Origin of the sequence: Streptomyces sp. NBC_00224, from assembly GCF_041435195.1 — a bacterium.
Classification (GTDB): Bacteria; Actinomycetota; Actinomycetes; order Streptomycetales; family Streptomycetaceae; genus Streptomyces.
Genome location: NZ_CP108106.1, coordinates 2,805,060 through 2,821,739, shown reverse-complemented (window position 1 = coordinate 2,821,739; position 16,680 = coordinate 2,805,060). Strand labels below are relative to the sequence as shown.

Here is a 16,680-nt window from a genome sequence, read left to right as displayed (position 1 = left end):
CAACCCGCCGCCGTCGTCTCCGGACCGCCCCCGCTGCCGCAAGTGCAGCGGGGGCGGTCCCACGTGTTCTCATCTCACTCCCGCGTTGCTACGGTGCCCCAACCCTGACGACCCATCAGTTCCGGGAGGCCGAGCATGCGCGCCCTCGTCGCCGCGGCCATCGGGCTCGCCGCCGCCCTCGCCATCGTCCTGACCGTCTCGGCGATCGGCGCACCCGAGGGCACCACCTCGCCCAAGCCCCTGCTCACCACCGTCCCCACCGCCCCCGGGGCCATCCCGCCCGGGAAGTAGAGGAGAGCCGGCCGCATGCGACGCAAAGCCAGCCTGATCCTGCTCGCCCTCGCCGTCTTCTTCGCGGCGCTCTCCCCGCTGCTGCGCTGGTACGCCTTCCCCCGGCTCGCCAAGGTCCCGCCCAGCCAGTACCAGGAGACGGTCCTGGAGGCGAAGGACGCCACCCTCCTCGACTACAAGCGGTTCAAGTCCGTGACGGTCCCCAAGGTGACCATCGTGCAGACCCTCAAGGGCAACGTCGAGGAGTCCCGGAAGATCGAGAAGACCTCGGGCAAGGACGTCGTCGTCTGGGACTCCCTGACGTATGTCCTCGACGACAAGGGCCAGTTCGTCTCCAAGAACCCCGAGCGCTATATCTTCGACGCCCACAGCCAGGCCCCGGTCCACGCCACCGGCGAGATGGTCGACGGCGACCCGGTCAAGCGCGAGGGCATCGAGTTCAAGTGGCCGTTCCTCACCGAGAAGCGGGACTACGAGTACTTCGACGCCCAGAGCCGCACCAGCGCCCCCATCCACTACAAGGGCACGATCGCCTTCCACGGCCTGAGGGTCTACTACTTCGAGCAGACCATCCCCTGGACCCGGGTCCCCTTCCCCAAGGCGATGCCCCTCGGCGTCACCCCCGAGGTCGCCAAGCAGACCGGCCTGACCCGGTGGTACAGCACCAAGCGGATGTTCTGGGTCGACCCGGTGACCGGCGGACCGGTCAACGGCGAGGAGATCCACCAGGAGGAACTCCGCAACGCCACGGCTCTGTTCGGCCAAGACAAGATCACCGCCTTCTCCGGTCATGTGAAGATGCGCGAGGACTACGTCGACCACACGGTCGCGCTGATCAAGAAGAACCGCACCCTGGTCCTGCTGCTCACCTCCTACTTCCCCTGGGCCTTCCTCGGACTCGGCACCGCACTGCTCGCCCTCTCCCTGTGGCTGGAGGCCCGCAGCCGCCGCCCCGGCACCCCGGCCCCGACGGCCCGTACGGAACCGGAGCCGGTCAACGCGTGACCTCGGCGCGAGAGCGGGTCGGATTTCCGCAGGTCGCCTTTCCCGCAGGTCACCGTTTGAGCCGGGCGTTGGTGTGGCGCGTCGGTTGGGCCCGTGAAGGGTCCTCCGGCCAGGGGTGCTTGGGGTAGCGCCCGCGCAGCTCGGCGCGGACCGCCCGGTACCCCTCCCGCCAGAAGTTCGCCAGGTCGGCGGTGACTGCGGCGGGCCGCCCGGCCGGGGAGAGCAGATGTATGAGCACCGGCACCCCGGCGACCTCCGGCGTTCCCTCCAGCCCGAACATCTCCTGGAGCTTCACCGCGAGCACCGGCTGCGCGCCCCCGTACTCCACCCTGATCCGCGACCCGCTCGGCACCTCGATGCGCTCCGGTGCCAGCTCGTCCAGGCGCGCCGCCTCGCCGCTCGCCCACGGCAGCAGCCGGGTCAGCGCCTGCCCCGCGTCCAGCCTCCCCAGATCGGCCCGGCGCCGCGCCCGGGACAGCTCCGGCTCCAGCCACTCCTCGGCCCGCGCGAGCAGCGCCCCGTCCGACATGTCCGGCCAAGGCTCGCCCAGCGTCCGGTGCAGAAACGCCAGCCGCTCCCGCAACCCCCCGGACTCCCGCGACCACCGCAGCAGCCCTATGCCATCCCTCGCCAGCCCGTCCAGGAGCGCCCGCCGCACCAGAGCGGGGTCGGGCTGCTTCAGCGGACGCACGGACAGCTCCACCGCGCCCAGTCGCTCCACCTCCCGGGCGACCACATCGCCGTCCTCCCAGTGCACCTCCTCGCCCTCGGCCCCCAGCGGCCCGGCCGCCACGCGGGCGATGCCCTCGTCTACGACGGCGGCCAGCCGCACCCGCGCCGAAGCGGCCTGCACCGGCCGGTCCGCCACGGCCACCGCGAGCCACCCGGCATTCCTCAGCCCGGACCCCTTCCCCAGCTCGGCACGGGTACCGGACACCATCAGGAACGAGCCCTCACCCCGAGCCCGCGCCACCCGCTCCGGAAACGCCAGCGCGGTGACCAGCCCGGCAACGGCATCGTCCGACCCCGAACCCGGGGAGTGTTCCGGCCCGGAGCCCGAGGGAGAGGTGGACACCGGGCCCGCTCCCGTCGCCGTGGACACGGAACCCGCTCCCGTCGCCGCCGACGTCAGCCGCCGCACCTCCTGGCGCCAACGCGCCGCGTATCCGTCGCCGCCCCGGCGGGCCGTGCGCCACGCCGCCGCCAGGTCGTCCCCGTACTCCCTCGGCGGCTCCTCGCTCAGCAGCGCCACCACCTCGGCCGCCCGGCGCGCGCCCACCTCGGCCGCGCCGTCCAGGAGCGCCCGGGCCAGCCGGGGGTGCACCCCGAGCCGGGCCATCCGCGCGCCCCGCTCGGTGGCCCGGCCGTCCTCGTCCACCGCGCCGATCGCGGTCAGGACGGAGCGGGCCGCCGCCATCGCCCCGGTGGGCGGGGCGTCGAGCAGCGCCAGTCCCCGTGCGGTCGGATCGCCCCAGCACGCGGCCCGCAGGGCGAAGGACGCCAGATCCGCGATCTTGATTTCGGGAGACGGGAAGCGCGGGCGCCGTGCGTCGTCGGCCGGCGCCCAGCACCGGTACACCGCGCCGAACGCCTCCCGGCCCGCGCGGCCCAGCCGCTGGGTCGCCCCGGCGTCCGACACCGTCACGGTCGCCAGCGAGCCGAGCCCGCGTGCGTGGTCGACGCGCGGCTCGCGGGCCAGCCCCGAGTCGACGACGATCCGCACGCCCGGCACGGTCAGGCTGGACTCGGCCACGGAGGTCGCGAGGACCACCCGTCGACGCCCCTCGCCTCCCCGCAGCACCGCGTCCTGGACCGCCGCCGGAGCCCGCCCGTGCAACTGGAGGACCTCGGCGTCCACCCCGTCCAGCATTCCGGCCGTCCGGGCGATCTCGCCGGTGCCCGGCAGGAAGCAGAGCAGATCCCCTTCGTGCGCCTCCAGGGCCAGCCGGACCGTCGCCGCGACGTGGCGCAGCAGCTGCTGGTCCACCCAGGTGCCGTGGGCCGGGCGGATCCCGGCGGGCGGCGGGGCGTAGTGGATTGCCGCCCCGTGGCCCTGTCCCGTACTCCGCACCACCGGGGCCGGGCCCGAGCCGTCGGCCACTGTGAGGAGCTGTGACCAGGCCTCCGCGTCGCTGGTGGCGGACGCCGCGATCAGCTGGAGCTCCGGTCGCAGGGCGGCCCGTACGTCCACCAGGAAGGCGATCGCGGTATCCGCGTCCAGATGGCGCTCGTGGCACTCGTCGAGCAGCACCACGTCCACCCCCGCGAGCTCGGGGTCGCGTTGCAGCCGTTGCAGCAGGACGCCGGTGGTCACCACTTCGACGACCGTGCGGGGGCCGGTGCGGCGCTCGCCGCGCACGGAGAAACCGACCGCGTCCCCGACCTCCTGGCCGAGCAGCCAGGCCATTCGGCGGGCGGCGGCCCGGACCGCCATCCGCCGCGGCTCGGCCACCAGCACCCGCCGCCGTGGACCGGCCCCGGTCAGCCCGGCCAGCGCCAGTGGCACCAGCGTGGTCTTGCCGGTGCCCGGGGGCGCGGACAGGACCGCCGTGCCGTGCCCGTCGAGTGCGCTCAGCAGCTCGGGCACGGCGTGGCGTACGGGAAGACGCTCGATCGCGTCGGTTCGGATCACGACCACAGTTTCGTACGTCCCGGCCCGGACCCGTTTCCGGTCGTCCACAGACCAGCTGGTTTGTGGGTTCGTATTACTAATGGGGTGCGGCGGGGCCTCCGCCGGGACAGTCGAACCCGGCGCGAGCCCCGCCGCGCACGAACTAATCCCGCTCGCACACGAAGATCGCCGTGCCCGGAATCAGATTGCCCCGCAGCGGGGACCAGCCGCCCCACTCCTGCGTGTTCCAGGCCGGCCACTCCGGCTCGACCAGGTCCACCAGCCGGAAGCCCCCGGCCACCACGTCGCGCACCCGGTCGCCCAGCGTCCGGTGGTGCTCGACGTAGACCGCGTGCCCGGCCTCGTCCTGCTCCACATAAGGCGTGCGGTCGAAGTAGGACGCGGCCACGCTCAGCCCCTCCGGGCCCGGCTCGTCCGGGAACGCCCAGCGGATGGGGTGGGTGACGCTGAAGACCCAGCGCCCGCCGGGCCGCAGCACCCGGCGCACCTCGCGGAAGACCCGCACCGGCTCGGCCACGAACGGGACCGCCCCGTAAGCCGAACACGCGAGGTCGAAAGAGCCGTCCGCGAACGGGAGCGCCCCCGCGTCCGCCTCCACCAGCGGAACCGCACCGCCGTCGATGCGCAGCGCGTGCTGGAGCTGGCGGTGCGAGAGGTCCAGGGCGACCGGACGGGCGCCCTGGGCGGCCAGCCAGCGCGAGCACTGGGCCGCCCCGGCGCCGATCTCCAGGACGTCCAGTCCCTTCAGGGACTCCACGGGGCCGAGCAGTGCCGCGTCCGCCTCGTCGAGCCCCTCGGGGCCCCAGACGAAACGGTCGTCCCCCAGGAACGCTCCGTGGTCGGTCTGGTACTCGTCGGCGTTCCGGTCCCACCAGCCGCGGCTGGCCCGGCTGCTCTCCGCGTCGCCTGCGTCACGCCGCGTCGCATCGGGCTCGTATTCGGCCTCGTACTCTTGGATCATCGTGCCCGTCGTTGTAGTTTGCGCAGAAGCACGAGCGCGGCTGAGCCGTCGCTTTCTGCTTGGTCCGGCATGGGCCAGTGTGGCCTCGGGGAACCTTAATTCTGCCGGGATTGCGGGGATCCGCCCCCGGTGTGCGCCTTCGCGCATTGACCGTGTCCGGCTGCCCCCGTATGCTACAAGTTGCGCTGCGAGCCTGCGCACCTCAGACGTAGCAGGCGCGCTTCCATCTGTTGCATGTCCCCTCGGTTCTCGAGGCGCCCACCGGACCGACCCGGAGTGGCGCTTCCCAGGCTGTCCGGCTTCTGCAGAGGGCGATGAGGGCTTTCGGCGTAGCAGTACCTACGACTTTCTGTCCGTAACCGGAGCCCTTACCCACATGACGAGCAGCACCGAGACCACCGCCACCACCCCGCAGGTTGCGGTCAACGACATCGGTGACGAGGAAGCATTCCTCGCCGCGATCGACGAGACGATCAAGTACTTCAACGACGGCGACATCGTCGACGGCGTCATCGTGAAGGTCGACCGGGACGAGGTCCTGCTCGACATCGGTTACAAGACCGAAGGCGTGATCCCGAGCCGTGAGCTCTCGATCAAGCACGATGTCGACCCGAACGAGGTCGTCAAGGTTGGCGACGAGATCGAGGCCCTGGTTCTCCAGAAGGAGGACAAGGAAGGCCGTCTGATCCTGTCCAAGAAGCGCGCTCAGTACGAGCGTGCCTGGGGCACGATCGAGAAGATCAAGGAAGAAGACGGCATCGTCACCGGTACCGTCATCGAGGTCGTCAAGGGTGGTCTCATCCTCGACATCGGCCTCCGTGGCTTCCTGCCGGCCTCTCTCGTCGAGATGCGTCGTGTCCGCGACCTCCAGCCCTACGTGGGCAAGGAGCTCGAGGCGAAGATCATCGAGCTGGACAAGAACCGCAACAACGTGGTCCTGTCCCGCCGCGCCTGGCTTGAGCAGACCCAGTCCGAGGTTCGCCAGACGTTCCTCACCACCCTGCAGAAGGGTCAGGTCCGCTCCGGCGTCGTTTCCTCGATCGTCAACTTCGGTGCCTTCGTGGACCTGGGTGGCGTCGACGGTCTCGTGCACGTCTCCGAGCTGTCCTGGAAGCACATCGACCACCCGTCCGAGGTTGTCGAGGTCGGCCAGGAAGTCACCGTCGAGGTTCTCGACGTGGACATGGACCGCGAGCGTGTCTCCCTGTCGCTGAAGGCGACGCAGGAGGACCCGTGGCAGCAGTTCGCCCGTACGCACCAGATCGGTCAGGTCGTCCCGGGTAAGGTCACCAAGCTCGTTCCGTTCGGTGCGTTCGTGCGCGTCGACGAGGGCATCGAGGGCCTGGTCCACATCTCCGAGCTGGCCGAGCGCCACGTGGAGATCCCGGAGCAGGTCGTCCAGGTCAACGACGAGATCTTCGTCAAGGTCATCGACATCGACCTTGAGCGTCGCCGGATCTCGCTGTCCCTGAAGCAGGCCAACGAGTCCTTCGGTGCCGACCCGGCGTCGGTCGAGTTCGACCCGACCCTGTACGGCATGGCCGCGTCCTACGACGACCAGGGCAACTACATCTACCCCGAGGGCTTCGACCCCGAGACCAACGACTGGCTCGAGGGCTACGAGACCCAGCGCGAGGCGTGGGAGGGCCAGTACGCCGAGGCGCAGCAGCGCTTCGAGCAGCACCAGGCCCAGGTCATCAAGTCCCGCGAGGCCGACGAGGCCGCCGCTGCCGAGGGCGCTGCCGCCCCGGCCGCCGGTGGCACCGCCAGCGCCGGCATCTCGGGTGGTTCGTACTCCTCGGAGTCGGACGACAACTCCGGCGCCCTGGCGTCGGACGAGGCTCTTGCTGCCCTGCGCGAGAAGCTGGCGGGCGGCCAGAGCTGACGCTCTGACCCCGGTCGGTAGATAGCCGAAAATGTAAGGCCCGCTCCCCATTGGGGGGCGGGCCTTACATCGTTCTCCAGGGGCGGACGGCCGTCACGGGGTGACCGGGATGTTGGTCAGCCCCTTTCCGCCGGTGACGGTGTTGCTGCTGTAGACGGTCGTCGGGCAGCCGCTCGCGCTGTAGTTGGTCACGTTGACGGCGAGTCGCAGCGAGCCGGGGGAGTCGCTCAGATCCGACTTGTTGGAGCCGAAGACGGTGCCGCAGCCCCAGCCGGACTGCTGGGTGTGCGTCTCGTAGCCGTTGTTCAGGGTGTGGACGCCGGTGTTGCCCTCGACCACGACCTTGTTGCCCTTCACGTCGACCCATGAGTCGTCGTAGTTGGCGTTGGTCAGCCCGCTGCCGTCGAAGTGGTTGCCGGTGATCCGGGTCCCGGTGGTGCCCTCTTTTACGTCGACGTTCTCGCCGCCGACCCCGGGGCCGATGGTGTTGGTGAGTATCTGGACCTGGTCGCTCCTGTCGGAGAGGTCGCCGGCTGTGCCGACGTACACGCCCTCGCCCATGCCCGAGCCGTCCCGGCCGGTGTCGTAGATGCGCGAGTTCTTGATGACGCCGTTCTTGCTGGACTTGCGGAAGTGGACGCCCTCCATGGCGAGGCCGTGCACGGTCACGGAGTCGATGACGACGCCGCTCGCCGCGTCCATCATGATCCCCTTCTGGCCGCCGGTGACGCTGAGGCCCTGGACCGTCCAGTACGAGGCCCCGTTGAGGTACAGGCCGTAGCCGCCGCTCGCCTTGAGTACGGCTTTCGACGAGCCAGTGAGGGTGATCCGCGCGGACGAGGTGCCGGCGGCGGTCGTCTTGAAGTTGCCGGTGTACGTGCCGTCCGCGAGCCGGATGGTGTCGCCGGGTTCGGCGGTGGTGAGCGCGGCCTTCAACTGGGCGGCCGTGGACACGTCGATGACGGCGGCGGACGCGTCGGCGGATGCGGCGGCGAGACCGAGTCCACCGGCGGCGAGGGCGCCGGTGAGCAGGGAGGTGAGCAGCGGGCGGTTACGCATGGGGGTCCTCCGGGGCGAGGTGGGGTAACCGTTCTCGTACGCGGGAAGTTCTCTTACCTGAACGCTGGATGTGTTTCTGAACTTCGTGCCGTCAGGTGACGGTAGGGAGGGTGTGTGGGCATGTCAAGGTCTGGACCAGCGGCCGGAAATCGCGGACTGGACCCCGTACCGGCCGCTGTGAGAACAGCATGTGAAACGGACGCGCGCGGGAATGCCGCTGTCCCATGGGGCGTTCTTCCCTACGAACACGAGGAGGAGCGGTAATCGTGCTTGATCCGCAGGGTTTGTACGAATGGGAGCCGAAGGGCCTCGCAGTCGTCGACATGGCGCTCGCGCAGGAGTCGGCCGGCCTGGTCATGCTGTACCACTTCGACGGATACATCGATGCGGGTGAGACCGGCGAGCAGATCGTCGGGAAGCTGCTGGACAGCCTGCCCCACCAGGTGGTGGCCCGCTTCGACCACGACAGACTCGTCGACTACCGCGCCCGCCGACCGCTGCTGACCTTCAAGCGGGACCGCTGGACGGAATTCGAGACCCCCGCGATCGAGGTGCGCCTGGTGCAGGACGCCACGGGCGCGCCGTTCCTGCTGATGTCCGGTCCCGAGCCGGACGTGGAGTGGGAGCGTTTCGCCGTTGCCGTACGGCAGATCGTCGAGCGCCTCGGCGTACGCCTTTCGGTCAACTTCCACGGCATCCCGATGGGCGTTCCGCACACCCGCCCCGTCGGCATCACCCCGCACGGCAACCGCACGGATCTGATGCCGGGTCACCGCTCGCCCTTCGACGAGGCGCAAGTGCCCGGCAGCGCCGAGTCGTTGATCGAGTACCGGCTGATGGAGGCCGGGTACGACGTCCTCGGCGTGGCCACGCACGTCCCGCACTACGTGGCGCGGTCGGCCTACCCGGATGCCGCGCTGACCGCCCTGGAGGCGATCACGGCGGCCACGGGTCTGGTGCTGCCGACCATCGCCCACGGCCTGCGGACCGAGGCGCAGCGCACCCAGACGGAGATCGAGCGCCAGATCGGCGAGGGCGACGAGGAACTCGTCACGCTGGTGCAGGGACTTGAGCACCAGTACGACGCGGTCGCCGGCGCCGAGACCCGGGGCAACCTGGTGGCCGAACCGGCGGACCTGCCTTCGGCGGACGAACTGGGCCGGGAGTTCGAGCGGTTCCTCGCGGAGCGCGAGGGAGATCTGTGACGGTGGGGCGGCGGCCGCTGTAATGGCCCGCAGGCCCTGGAACCGACGGCATGAGCGGCATCCCCTAGGCTGCCGCTCATGCTGAAGGTGGGTCTGACCGGCGGAATCGGCGCCGGCAAGAGCGAAGTGTCGCGCATGCTCGTCTCGTACGGGGCGGTGCTGATCGACGCCGACAAGATTGCCCGCGAGGTGGTCGAGCCCGGAACCGAGGGGCTGGCGGCGGTGGTCGAGGCATTCGGCGCCGGGATCCTCGCGGCGGACGGCACCCTGGACCGCCCGGCCCTGGGCGCGATCGTCTTCGCCGACCCCGCGAAGCTCGCGGTCCTGAACGGCATCGTCCACCCGCTGGTCGGCGCGCGCTCGGCGGAGCTGGAGGCGGCCGCGGGCCCGGACTCGGTGGTGATCCACGACGTTCCGCTGCTGACCGAGAACGGTCTGGCCCCCCTCTACGACCTGGTGGTGGTCGTCGACGCCGCGCCCGCCACGCAGCTGGACCGGCTGACGCGGCTGCGCGGCATGGCGAAGCCCGAGGCCGAGGCCCGGATGGCGGCCCAGGCGACCCGCGAGCAGCGGCTGGCCGTGGCGGACCTGGTCATCGACAACGACGGCTCGCTGGAAGCGCTGGAACCCCAGGTCAGGAAGGTGTGGGGCGAGCTCCTGGAGCGGGCGGCCGCGCGCTAGGCCGACCTCCCGGCCGGAAGTCTGAAATCCCCGCACCACTTCGCCTCCCGGGATTACGATCCCGATGTGCTCTTCGTACTGGCGGGTTTCACGGTCTTCGGCGGGCTGGTGGCGCTGCTGGCCGGTGCGTACGGGCTGCGCGAGACCCGGCGCGTCGCGGCGGCGGGCGGCGCCGCCTGGGCGCTGGTCAAGCCCGCCCCGCCCGGGTCCGGGCGCCCGCTCCTCCAGTACGAGACGGCCGACGGCCAAGTCATGGAGCTGCCGTCCCCCGTACCGCCCACGCGCCGCGAGCCACTGACCCCGGGCGCGCGCGTCCGCCTCTCCTACGACCCGGCCGACCCGCGCGAAGTCATTCTGCTCGGCCGGGAACGAACGGGCCTGGACCGTACGTTTGTAGCGGCAGGAGCCGCCGTACTGGCCGTGGGTCTGGTCCTGGCGATGGCCGCGCTGTGAACGGGCCTCGCACTCCGTGACGGGCGGAATGAATACGGAATACGGGAACTGGGCAGTGCGTTGTCAACGCGCAGCGAGGGAAAGGACTCGACCGTGGCCGAGAGCACGCCGGAAACACACGTCATCGACTTTCGCGCGGCGGAGCAGCTGCTGGCTGCCCGTGACCCTCGCGGTGCGGTGAAGCTCCTCGACTCGGTCGTCGCGGCCCACCCTGAGAACACCGCGGCCCGCCTCCTGCGCGCCCGCGCGTTCTTCGCCTCGGCCCAACTCCGGGCGGCGGAACTGGAGTTCCAGCTGGTCCTGGAACGCGAACCGGACAACGCCTTCGCCCACTTCGCCCTGGCCCGCACCTACGAGCGCACGGCCCGCCCCGACCAGGCGGTCCGCCACTTCCGCCTCGCGGCGGCCCTGGACCCGAAGCCGGAGTATCTGGAGGCGGCGCGGTTCGACGCGGACGACGCCTAACGCCGCCGAGGCGGCTCGTACGGCGGGATGTTCGGGCCCGGCTGGTAGTGCGGGCCCTGGTGAATGTGGTGGATGATCATGCAGAGGTCGATCGTGATCACCAGGGCGAGTGCCGCGCATGCGGCCGTCCAGCCGGGGCGGCCCTCCCAGGCGAAGCCCGCTGTGCCGGCGAGGGCCCAGATCAGCCCCCATACGCTCAGCCAGAACCGCATCCGCAGGGGACTGCGCGCAGTCGTGGGTTCACTCCCAGTGCGCATGGCCATCGCCTCTTCCAGGGGAATTTTACCCACTGGGTGGCTGGATAGCGCTGTCCGGCGAAGCTCGGTTGTCCGGCAACCCCCGCGTCCCGTGCCCCGGTCCCGCATAGGGTGACGCGCATGGTGGACGAGGATGCGCTGTTGCCGGTGGGGGACGAGCTGCCCGAGGTGCTGCTCGACCTCGCCGTACCGCACGAGGACATCAACGAACTGGTGGGGACGGCAAGGAGGTTGGTGCGCGATCCGGAGGTCGGCGGGCTTCTGGAGGAGTCCGTTCGGGCGCTCGTGCGGGACATCGGAGGCGTGGGATTTCAGCCTGAAATGCCGGAGGTTCCCGAGGGGTTGGGGGGAGCCGCAGCTGTCCAACGCCTCTTTCCCATCCTCGTCCTGCTCGCCGCACTGTCGCATACGCGCGCGTACCACGACGAACGCGCCGTGCCCGCCGACATCGCCCGCCGCACCCTGGCCGACCTCGGACGCCACATGGCCGTTCACCGCAGGCGCTACGGGAACGCCGGTCTGGACGAGCCACGCTGGCTGTGGCCGCACTTTCGCGGTGAGCTCTACCAGTTGGGACGGTTGCAGTTCCAGCGGGCTCGGCTGGGCGGGCGCACCGGTGAGGCGGTGCGGGCCGCCGGGTTGCCGCTCGGGCCCGGCGACGCCTGCCTCAGCATCCACATCCCGGACTTCCGAGGGCCGTTGACCCCGCAGGCGTGCGATGCCTCGCTCGCGCTGGCCAGGGACTTCTTCGCGCTCCACTACCCCGACGAGGCCTACCGGGTCGCCGTCTGCCACTCATGGCTGCTCGACACGCAGCTGCAGAAGTACCTGCCCGATGAATCCAACATCGTCCGCTTCCAGCGCCGGTTCCGTACTCCCTATTGGGAGACCGAGGCGGACGATCAGCTTCCGGTCTTCTTCGTCTTCGGAGACCCGGACCTGCCCGTGGAGTCGTTGCTCCAGCGGACCGCGGTGGAGCGCGCCGTCGCCACCCATCTGCTCGCGGGCGAGCACTGGTACCGCGGACACGGGTGGTTCGAGCTGTGATCCGGGCGCCCGGCACGCGCCCCGCCCGGCGTCAGTGCACGAACGCGTAGCTGCGCCAGGGCAGTGTGTTCGGCGCGATGTTGTCCCCGAGACGGCTCGGGATGTACGCCATCTCCTTGCCGCGGCAGTTCAGTGTCCGGTACACGCGGACGTCCGCCAGCGTGTTGTTGAGGACGGCCGTGGCGCCCGATGGGGCCATCCGGTGGCAGCCCTTGACCGGCGGGCTGCTGATCTTGACGATCCGCTCCGCCGTGGTCGAGTACGAGAAGGTGCCGACCGCCGTACGGCCGAGGGCGGAGCAGGCCGCGGTGGCGAGCGTGAGCAGTGCCGCCCCGGCGGCGAAGCCGAGTCGCCGCCTGGCGGACGCCGACCGCCCCCACATGGAGCGACCCGACGTGGACGGGGACGGTGTGGACGGGGACGGCTCGGACGGGCGCGGCGCGAGCTGGGACACAGGCACGGACATGAGCGGTCCTCGTCTGTACGTGTACGGCGGTGGTACGGCGGTCAGTACCGTCACCCTGCCCGGTGCACGCCACCCGGGCATCCCGTGCGCGGCCGGCCGGGCGACACCACTCCCACGAGCCCCCGGCTGGTGGCCCGCGCACGCTCAGCCCCACATCCACTAGCCCGCTTATGTGGCGCGCACACATCCCCCACCCGTGCACCGCCTGCCTAGCGTCTTGGTCGCAGCCAGATCAGCCTAGGCAAGGGGGCCCAAGACGTGCGCAGCAGACACCGTGGGGGATGGAGAGCGGCGCTGGCCGTGACAGCGGCACTCGGCGCGCTCCTGTCGGCGGGCGGCACCGCCACCGCCGGGAGCACCGCCACAGAGGGCAGCCCCACGACCGCCGCCGCCCCACCCCCGTACCTCACCCAGGAAGCCGCCTACGGCTCCGGCACCGTCACCAATGGCTGGGAGAAGGTCGAGCGCTACCGCGACACCACCCCGGGCTTCCAGGCGGCCGCCGCCGAGGGCTACCCGCCGGACGGGCGCGGCAACCAGGACGGCGTCCGCGTCACCTATTTCGGTGGCGTCGCCCGCCCCACCTCCGACCGCTTCCTGCTCTACTCGGCCCCTGGCTGGAACACGGGCGCCAAGACCACCCCCGTCCTCCTGGTGCACGGCGCCAACGACACCGCCGACCGGGCCTGGGCCAACCCGGGCGAGTCCGGCGGCTACGGTTGCGGCGCCCTGTCGTGCCCCTCGACCGGCATGATGCAGTACCTCACGGCCCGCGGCCACCGCGTCTTCGCCATCGGCTTCGCCCACAAGCAGGGCGACAACCTGATGCAGGCGCAGGCCGTCGGCGACGCCGTCGCCCTCATCAAGGCGAAGCTGGGCGTCGGTCAGGTGGACCTGGTCGGCTGGAGCAAGGGAGAGCTCTCCACGCGCGCGTACGTGTCGTCCCTGAAGCCTTCGTGGGGCCGTGCGTACGCCGGTGACGTACGGAAGCTGCTCACGCTCGGCGGCCCCAACGGCGGCTTCGACTACCCGTACGCCCACGGCTGGGCCCACGACTTCTCGATCTGGCCGGAGTGCGGCGGCAAGATCAACGCGCCCTCCCCGCACTCCCGGATGACCTGCTACGGGACGTACACGGCGCACCCCGAGTTCTCCATGACGCCGTCCGGCGGCTACGACGACTACCCCGGCCAGCGGCAGATGCTGGCCCGCTGGGACGGCGTGTACGGCGTCGATCAGACGGCCCAGGACTGGTACACGACGTACTACGGAGGCCAGGGCTTCTACACGGCCGGTGACGGCATCCAGCCGGCCATCGACGCGGGCTCGCTGGTCGCCCCGCTGCAGCGGGCCGGAATCCCGTCCTCCGTCACCACGTACCTGCTGGCGGGCGGCTCGCCGGACGTCATCGGCATCTTCAACGAGAACCGCGGCCCGAGCGACGGGGTCGTCTTCGTCTCCAGCGCGCTCGACACGACCGGCGTGGCCAAGGTCGGCGGCACGGTCACCGTGAGCGGCGCCAACCACCTCGAACTCGGCTGGAACAGCGCCTCGCAGGCCCAGGTCGCCTCCTGGCTGGCCGCCTGAGCCCGTCGCCCGGCCCTCGGCTCCGGCGGCCTGCCGGAGCCGAGGGCCGAGGTCCTGAAGCCCCCTGAAGTCGAACCCTGAAGTCGAAGGACGGCCCGTATGTCCACGCTCACCGCACGCCGGGTACCGACCGCCCGGCTCACCCAGCAGATCCTGGAGGACGCCTCCAGGGGCTCGGGCGAACCGGTCGTCTTCGTCCACGGCAACGTCTCCTCCTCCGCCTTCTGGCAGGACGCGATGCTCGCCCTGCCCGAGCGCTACCGGCCGATCGCCGTCGACCTGCGCGGCTTCGGCGGCACCGACCCGCTGCCGGTCGACGCGACCCGTGGACTGCGCGACTACGCCGACGACTTGGTCGCGCTCCTCGATGCGCTGCATATGGAGCGCGCACACTTCGTCGGCTGGTCCATGGGAGGTGGTGTGGTGCTGCAACACATGCGGGACCGGCCCGCCATGGTGCGCTCGCTGACACTGGTCAACCCGGTTTCCCCGTACGGCTTCGGCGGCACCAAAGGCGTGGACGGGCGGCTCAACTCGCCGGACGGCGCGGGCTCGGGCGGCGGCACCGCCAACCCCGACTTCGTGCGGCTGCTGGCCGAGGGCGACCGCGGCGAGGAGTCCCCGCTCTCGCCCCGCCGCGTGCTCGCCCTCTGCTACGTCAAGCCCCCGCTGCGGCTCGAACGGGAGGACGAGTACGTCGAGTCGATGCTCAGCACCCGGCTCGGCGATGATCACTACCCGGGTGACAGCAGGCCCTGCGAGGTCTGGCCCGGCACCGCCCCGGGCACGCGCGGGGTGCTCAACTGCCTCGCTCCGACCCACTTCCGCCTCGACGACCTGCACACCGTCCTCGCCGCGCTCCCCGCAAAGCCGCCGGTGACCTGGGTGCGCGGCGAGGACGACGTGATCGTCTCCGACACCTCGCTCTTCGACCTCGCCCACCTGGGCGCGATCGGCGCGGTGCCCGGCTGGGACGGCACCCCGGCGCAGCCGATGGTCGCCCAGACACGGCACGTTCTCGCCCTTTACGCGCGCGTGGGCGGCAGGGTACGAGAGGTGACGGTGCCCGGAGCAGGGCACGCGGTGCACGTCGAACGCCCCAAGGAGTTCGGCGAAGCCCTGTTGGAGACGCTGGCCGAAGGAGTCTGAGGCGTAGATGGAACCGATCAAGCGGGTGGAACCGACCGTGACGCGTGTGTGCACGACCCGGCAGGGCGCGGTGCGCGGCCGGACCGGGAGCGACGCGGTGACGTCCTTCCTCGGCATCCCGTACGCGGCACCGCCGTTCGGCCCGCTGCGGTTCCGTGAGCCGGCCCCGGCGGCCTCCTGGGAAGGCGTACGGGACGCCTTCACGCACGGCCCGTCGGCGCCCCGGGCCCCGTACGCCCCGCCCATGGACGCCCTGATCCCCGACGCCGACGGCGGGCAGGGCGAGGACTGCCTCAACCTCAGCGTGTGGACCCCGCACCCCGGATCGGGCGGCGGCCTGCCGGTGATGGTCTGGCTGCACGGCGGGGCGTTCTCCAACGGCTCGGGGGTGGGTCCGGCGTACGACGGCACCGCCTTCGCGCGCGACGGCGTCGTCTGCGTGAACGTCAACTACCGCCTCGGTACGGACGGTTTCCTGCGGCTGCCGGGCAGGCCGGACAACCGCGGGCTGCTCGACCAGATCGCCGCCCTGGAGTGGGTGCGCGACAACATCGAGGGCTTCGGCGGCGACCCGGACCAAGTGACCGTGTTCGGCGAGTCGGCGGGCGGGATGAGCATCGGCGTCCTGCTCGCGCAGCCACGCGCGCGTGGGCTGTTCCGCCGGGCGGTCCTGCAGAGCGGCGCCGCCCACCACTTCCTGCGGCCCGCCACGGCCGACCTGATCACCGCGCACCTCGCGGCCGGGCTGGGCATCGAGGCCACGGGGACCGAGCTGACCGACGCGTTCGCCCGTGTCGCCTTCGGGGACCTGCTGCCCGCCCAGGCCGGGCTGCGGGCCGAGATGGGCGCCCGCCCGGACCCGGCGCTGTGGGGTGAGGCGATGCTCAACATGATGCCCTTCGAACCGGTCCTGGACGCGCTGCCGCTGCCCGCTGCCGACTGCGGGGTGGACCTGCTCGTCGGCAGCAACCGCGAGGAGTACCGCCTCTTCCTGGTCCCCACCGAACGGCTGCACCTCCTGAGCGAGCGGAAGCTGCGCGCGACGACCGAGGCCTACGGGCTCGACCCCGACAAGGCGTTGCCCGTCTACGCCGAGAGCCGCCCCGGCGCGGACCCGGGCGAGCTCTTCGACGCCGTCGCGACCGACTGGTTCTACCGGATCCCGGCCCTCCGCGTCGCCGAGTCCGTGCCCGGCACGCGCGTGTACGAGTTCGCCTGGCGCTCGCCCCAGTACGGCGGTCTGCTGGGCGCCTGTCACAGCGCGGAGCTCGGCTTCGTCTTCGACAACCTGCGCGACCCCGTGTACGCCCCGATGCTCGGCGACCGCCCGCCGCAGGACCTCGCGGACGCGATGCACGGCGCCTGGGTGGCCTTCGCGGCGACCGGCGACCCGGGCTGGGACGTCTACGACCGGGAGACCCGTACGACGATGGTCTTCGGCGCGTCCCCGGACGCCCCGACCGAGCTGGTCCGGGACCCGCGGGCGGCGGAACGTGCCTTGTGGGAGGGGGTGCGCTGAGGCCGTGGTGCCCGATTG

16 protein-coding genes are annotated in these 16,680 nt (G+C 71.3%); 11 read left to right on the top strand and 5 right to left on the bottom strand.

What is annotated here, in order from left to right; all coding sequences use genetic code 11:
* The first annotated feature begins 135 nt into the window (after window positions 1-135).
* Window positions 136-291: an SPW_0924 family protein gene (locus OG965_RS12600; RefSeq protein WP_371652092.1), complete on the top strand. Its 156-nt coding sequence runs from the start codon at window positions 136-138 to the stop codon at window positions 289-291.
* A 15-nt stretch (window positions 292-306) separates the two neighbouring features.
* Window positions 307-1,296 (top strand): DUF3068 domain-containing protein, encoded by a 990-nt coding sequence (locus tag OG965_RS12595; RefSeq protein WP_371652091.1) that lies wholly within the window; start codon window positions 307-309, stop codon window positions 1,294-1,296.
* Window positions 1,297-1,345: 49 nt separating this feature from the next.
* Here OG965_RS12595 and hrpB read toward each other — a convergent pair whose 3' ends face one another.
* Both hrpB and OG965_RS12585 read right to left on the bottom strand, forming a co-directional pair.
* Window positions 1,346-3,928 carry an ATP-dependent helicase HrpB gene (gene hrpB / locus OG965_RS12590; RefSeq protein WP_371652090.1) on the bottom strand — a complete coding sequence of 861 codons (2,583 nt, stop codon included), beginning with the start codon at window positions 3,926-3,928 and terminating at the stop codon, window positions 1,346-1,348.
* A 142-nt stretch (window positions 3,929-4,070) separates the two neighbouring features.
* A complete protein-coding gene (locus tag OG965_RS12585; RefSeq protein ID WP_371652089.1) occupies window positions 4,071-4,889 on the bottom strand; it encodes a class I SAM-dependent methyltransferase in 819 nt (272 codons plus the stop codon).
* 376 nt (window positions 4,890-5,265) lie between these two features.
* Between OG965_RS12585 and rpsA the strand changes: the two genes are divergently transcribed.
* Window positions 5,266-6,774, top strand: a complete 1,509-nt coding sequence (rpsA, locus tag OG965_RS12580) for a 30S ribosomal protein S1 (protein ID WP_371652088.1) — start codon at window positions 5,266-5,268, stop codon at window positions 6,772-6,774.
* Between the two features lie 93 nt (window positions 6,775-6,867).
* Here the strand turns inward: rpsA and OG965_RS12575 are convergent, their stop codons facing one another.
* Entirely contained in the window at window positions 6,868-7,833 is a 966-nt protein-coding gene (locus tag OG965_RS12575; RefSeq protein ID WP_371652087.1) for a right-handed parallel beta-helix repeat-containing protein, read from the bottom strand.
* A 323-nt stretch (window positions 7,834-8,156) separates the two neighbouring features.
* Between OG965_RS12575 and OG965_RS12570 the strand changes: the two genes are divergently transcribed.
* The 4 genes from OG965_RS12570 (at window position 8,157) to OG965_RS12555 (ending at window position 10,637) form a co-directional block, all read left to right on the top strand.
* Window positions 8,157-9,038 carry a PAC2 family protein gene (locus OG965_RS12570; RefSeq protein ID WP_371656929.1) on the top strand — a complete coding sequence of 294 codons (882 nt, stop codon included), beginning with the start codon at window positions 8,157-8,159 and terminating at the stop codon, window positions 9,036-9,038.
* Window positions 9,039-9,116: 78 nt separating this feature from the next.
* The gene (coaE, locus tag OG965_RS12565) at window positions 9,117-9,719 is read left to right on the top strand and encodes a dephospho-CoA kinase (protein ID WP_371652086.1); all 603 of its coding nucleotides are present in this window, start codon (window positions 9,117-9,119) and stop codon (window positions 9,717-9,719) included.
* A gap of 66 nt (window positions 9,720-9,785) precedes the next feature.
* A complete protein-coding gene (locus OG965_RS12560; protein WP_371652085.1) occupies window positions 9,786-10,172 on the top strand; it encodes a DUF3592 domain-containing protein in 387 nt (128 codons plus the stop codon).
* 93 nt (window positions 10,173-10,265) lie between these two features.
* Window positions 10,266-10,637 (top strand): tetratricopeptide repeat protein, encoded by a 372-nt coding sequence (locus tag OG965_RS12555; RefSeq protein WP_371652084.1) that lies wholly within the window; start codon window positions 10,266-10,268, stop codon window positions 10,635-10,637.
* Here OG965_RS12555 and OG965_RS12550 read toward each other — a convergent pair.
* Entirely contained in the window at window positions 10,634-10,894 is a 261-nt protein-coding gene (locus tag OG965_RS12550; protein ID WP_371652083.1) for a DUF6343 family protein, read from the bottom strand. The genes OG965_RS12555 and OG965_RS12550 overlap by 4 nt on opposite strands.
* A 138-nt stretch (window positions 10,895-11,032) precedes the next feature.
* On the opposite strand from OG965_RS12550, the gene OG965_RS12545 reads away from it, so the two are divergent.
* Window positions 11,033-11,941, top strand: coding sequence for an acyltransferase domain-containing protein (locus OG965_RS12545; RefSeq protein ID WP_371656928.1), 909 nt, complete (start codon window positions 11,033-11,035; stop codon window positions 11,939-11,941).
* A gap of 31 nt (window positions 11,942-11,972) precedes the next feature.
* Here OG965_RS12545 and OG965_RS12540 read toward each other — a convergent pair whose 3' ends face one another.
* A complete protein-coding gene (locus OG965_RS12540; protein WP_371652081.1) occupies window positions 11,973-12,407 on the bottom strand; it encodes a hypothetical protein in 435 nt (144 codons plus the stop codon).
* Between the two features lie 300 nt (window positions 12,408-12,707).
* Between OG965_RS12540 and OG965_RS12535 the strand changes: the two genes are divergently transcribed.
* The 3 genes from OG965_RS12535 to OG965_RS12525 all read left to right on the top strand — a co-directional run bounded on the left by OG965_RS12535 (window position 12,708) and on the right by OG965_RS12525 (window position 16,662).
* Window positions 12,708-13,994 carry an esterase/lipase family protein gene (locus OG965_RS12535; protein WP_371652079.1) on the top strand — a complete coding sequence of 429 codons (1,287 nt, stop codon included), beginning with the start codon at window positions 12,708-12,710 and terminating at the stop codon, window positions 13,992-13,994.
* A gap of 99 nt (window positions 13,995-14,093) precedes the next feature.
* A complete protein-coding gene (locus tag OG965_RS12530) occupies window positions 14,094-15,143 on the top strand; it encodes an alpha/beta fold hydrolase (RefSeq protein ID WP_371652078.1) in 1,050 nt (349 codons plus the stop codon).
* Between the two features lie 7 nt (window positions 15,144-15,150).
* Window positions 15,151-16,662: a carboxylesterase/lipase family protein gene (locus OG965_RS12525; RefSeq protein ID WP_371652076.1), complete on the top strand. Its 1,512-nt coding sequence runs from the start codon at window positions 15,151-15,153 to the stop codon at window positions 16,660-16,662.
* Window positions 16,663-16,680 lie beyond the last annotated feature (18 nt).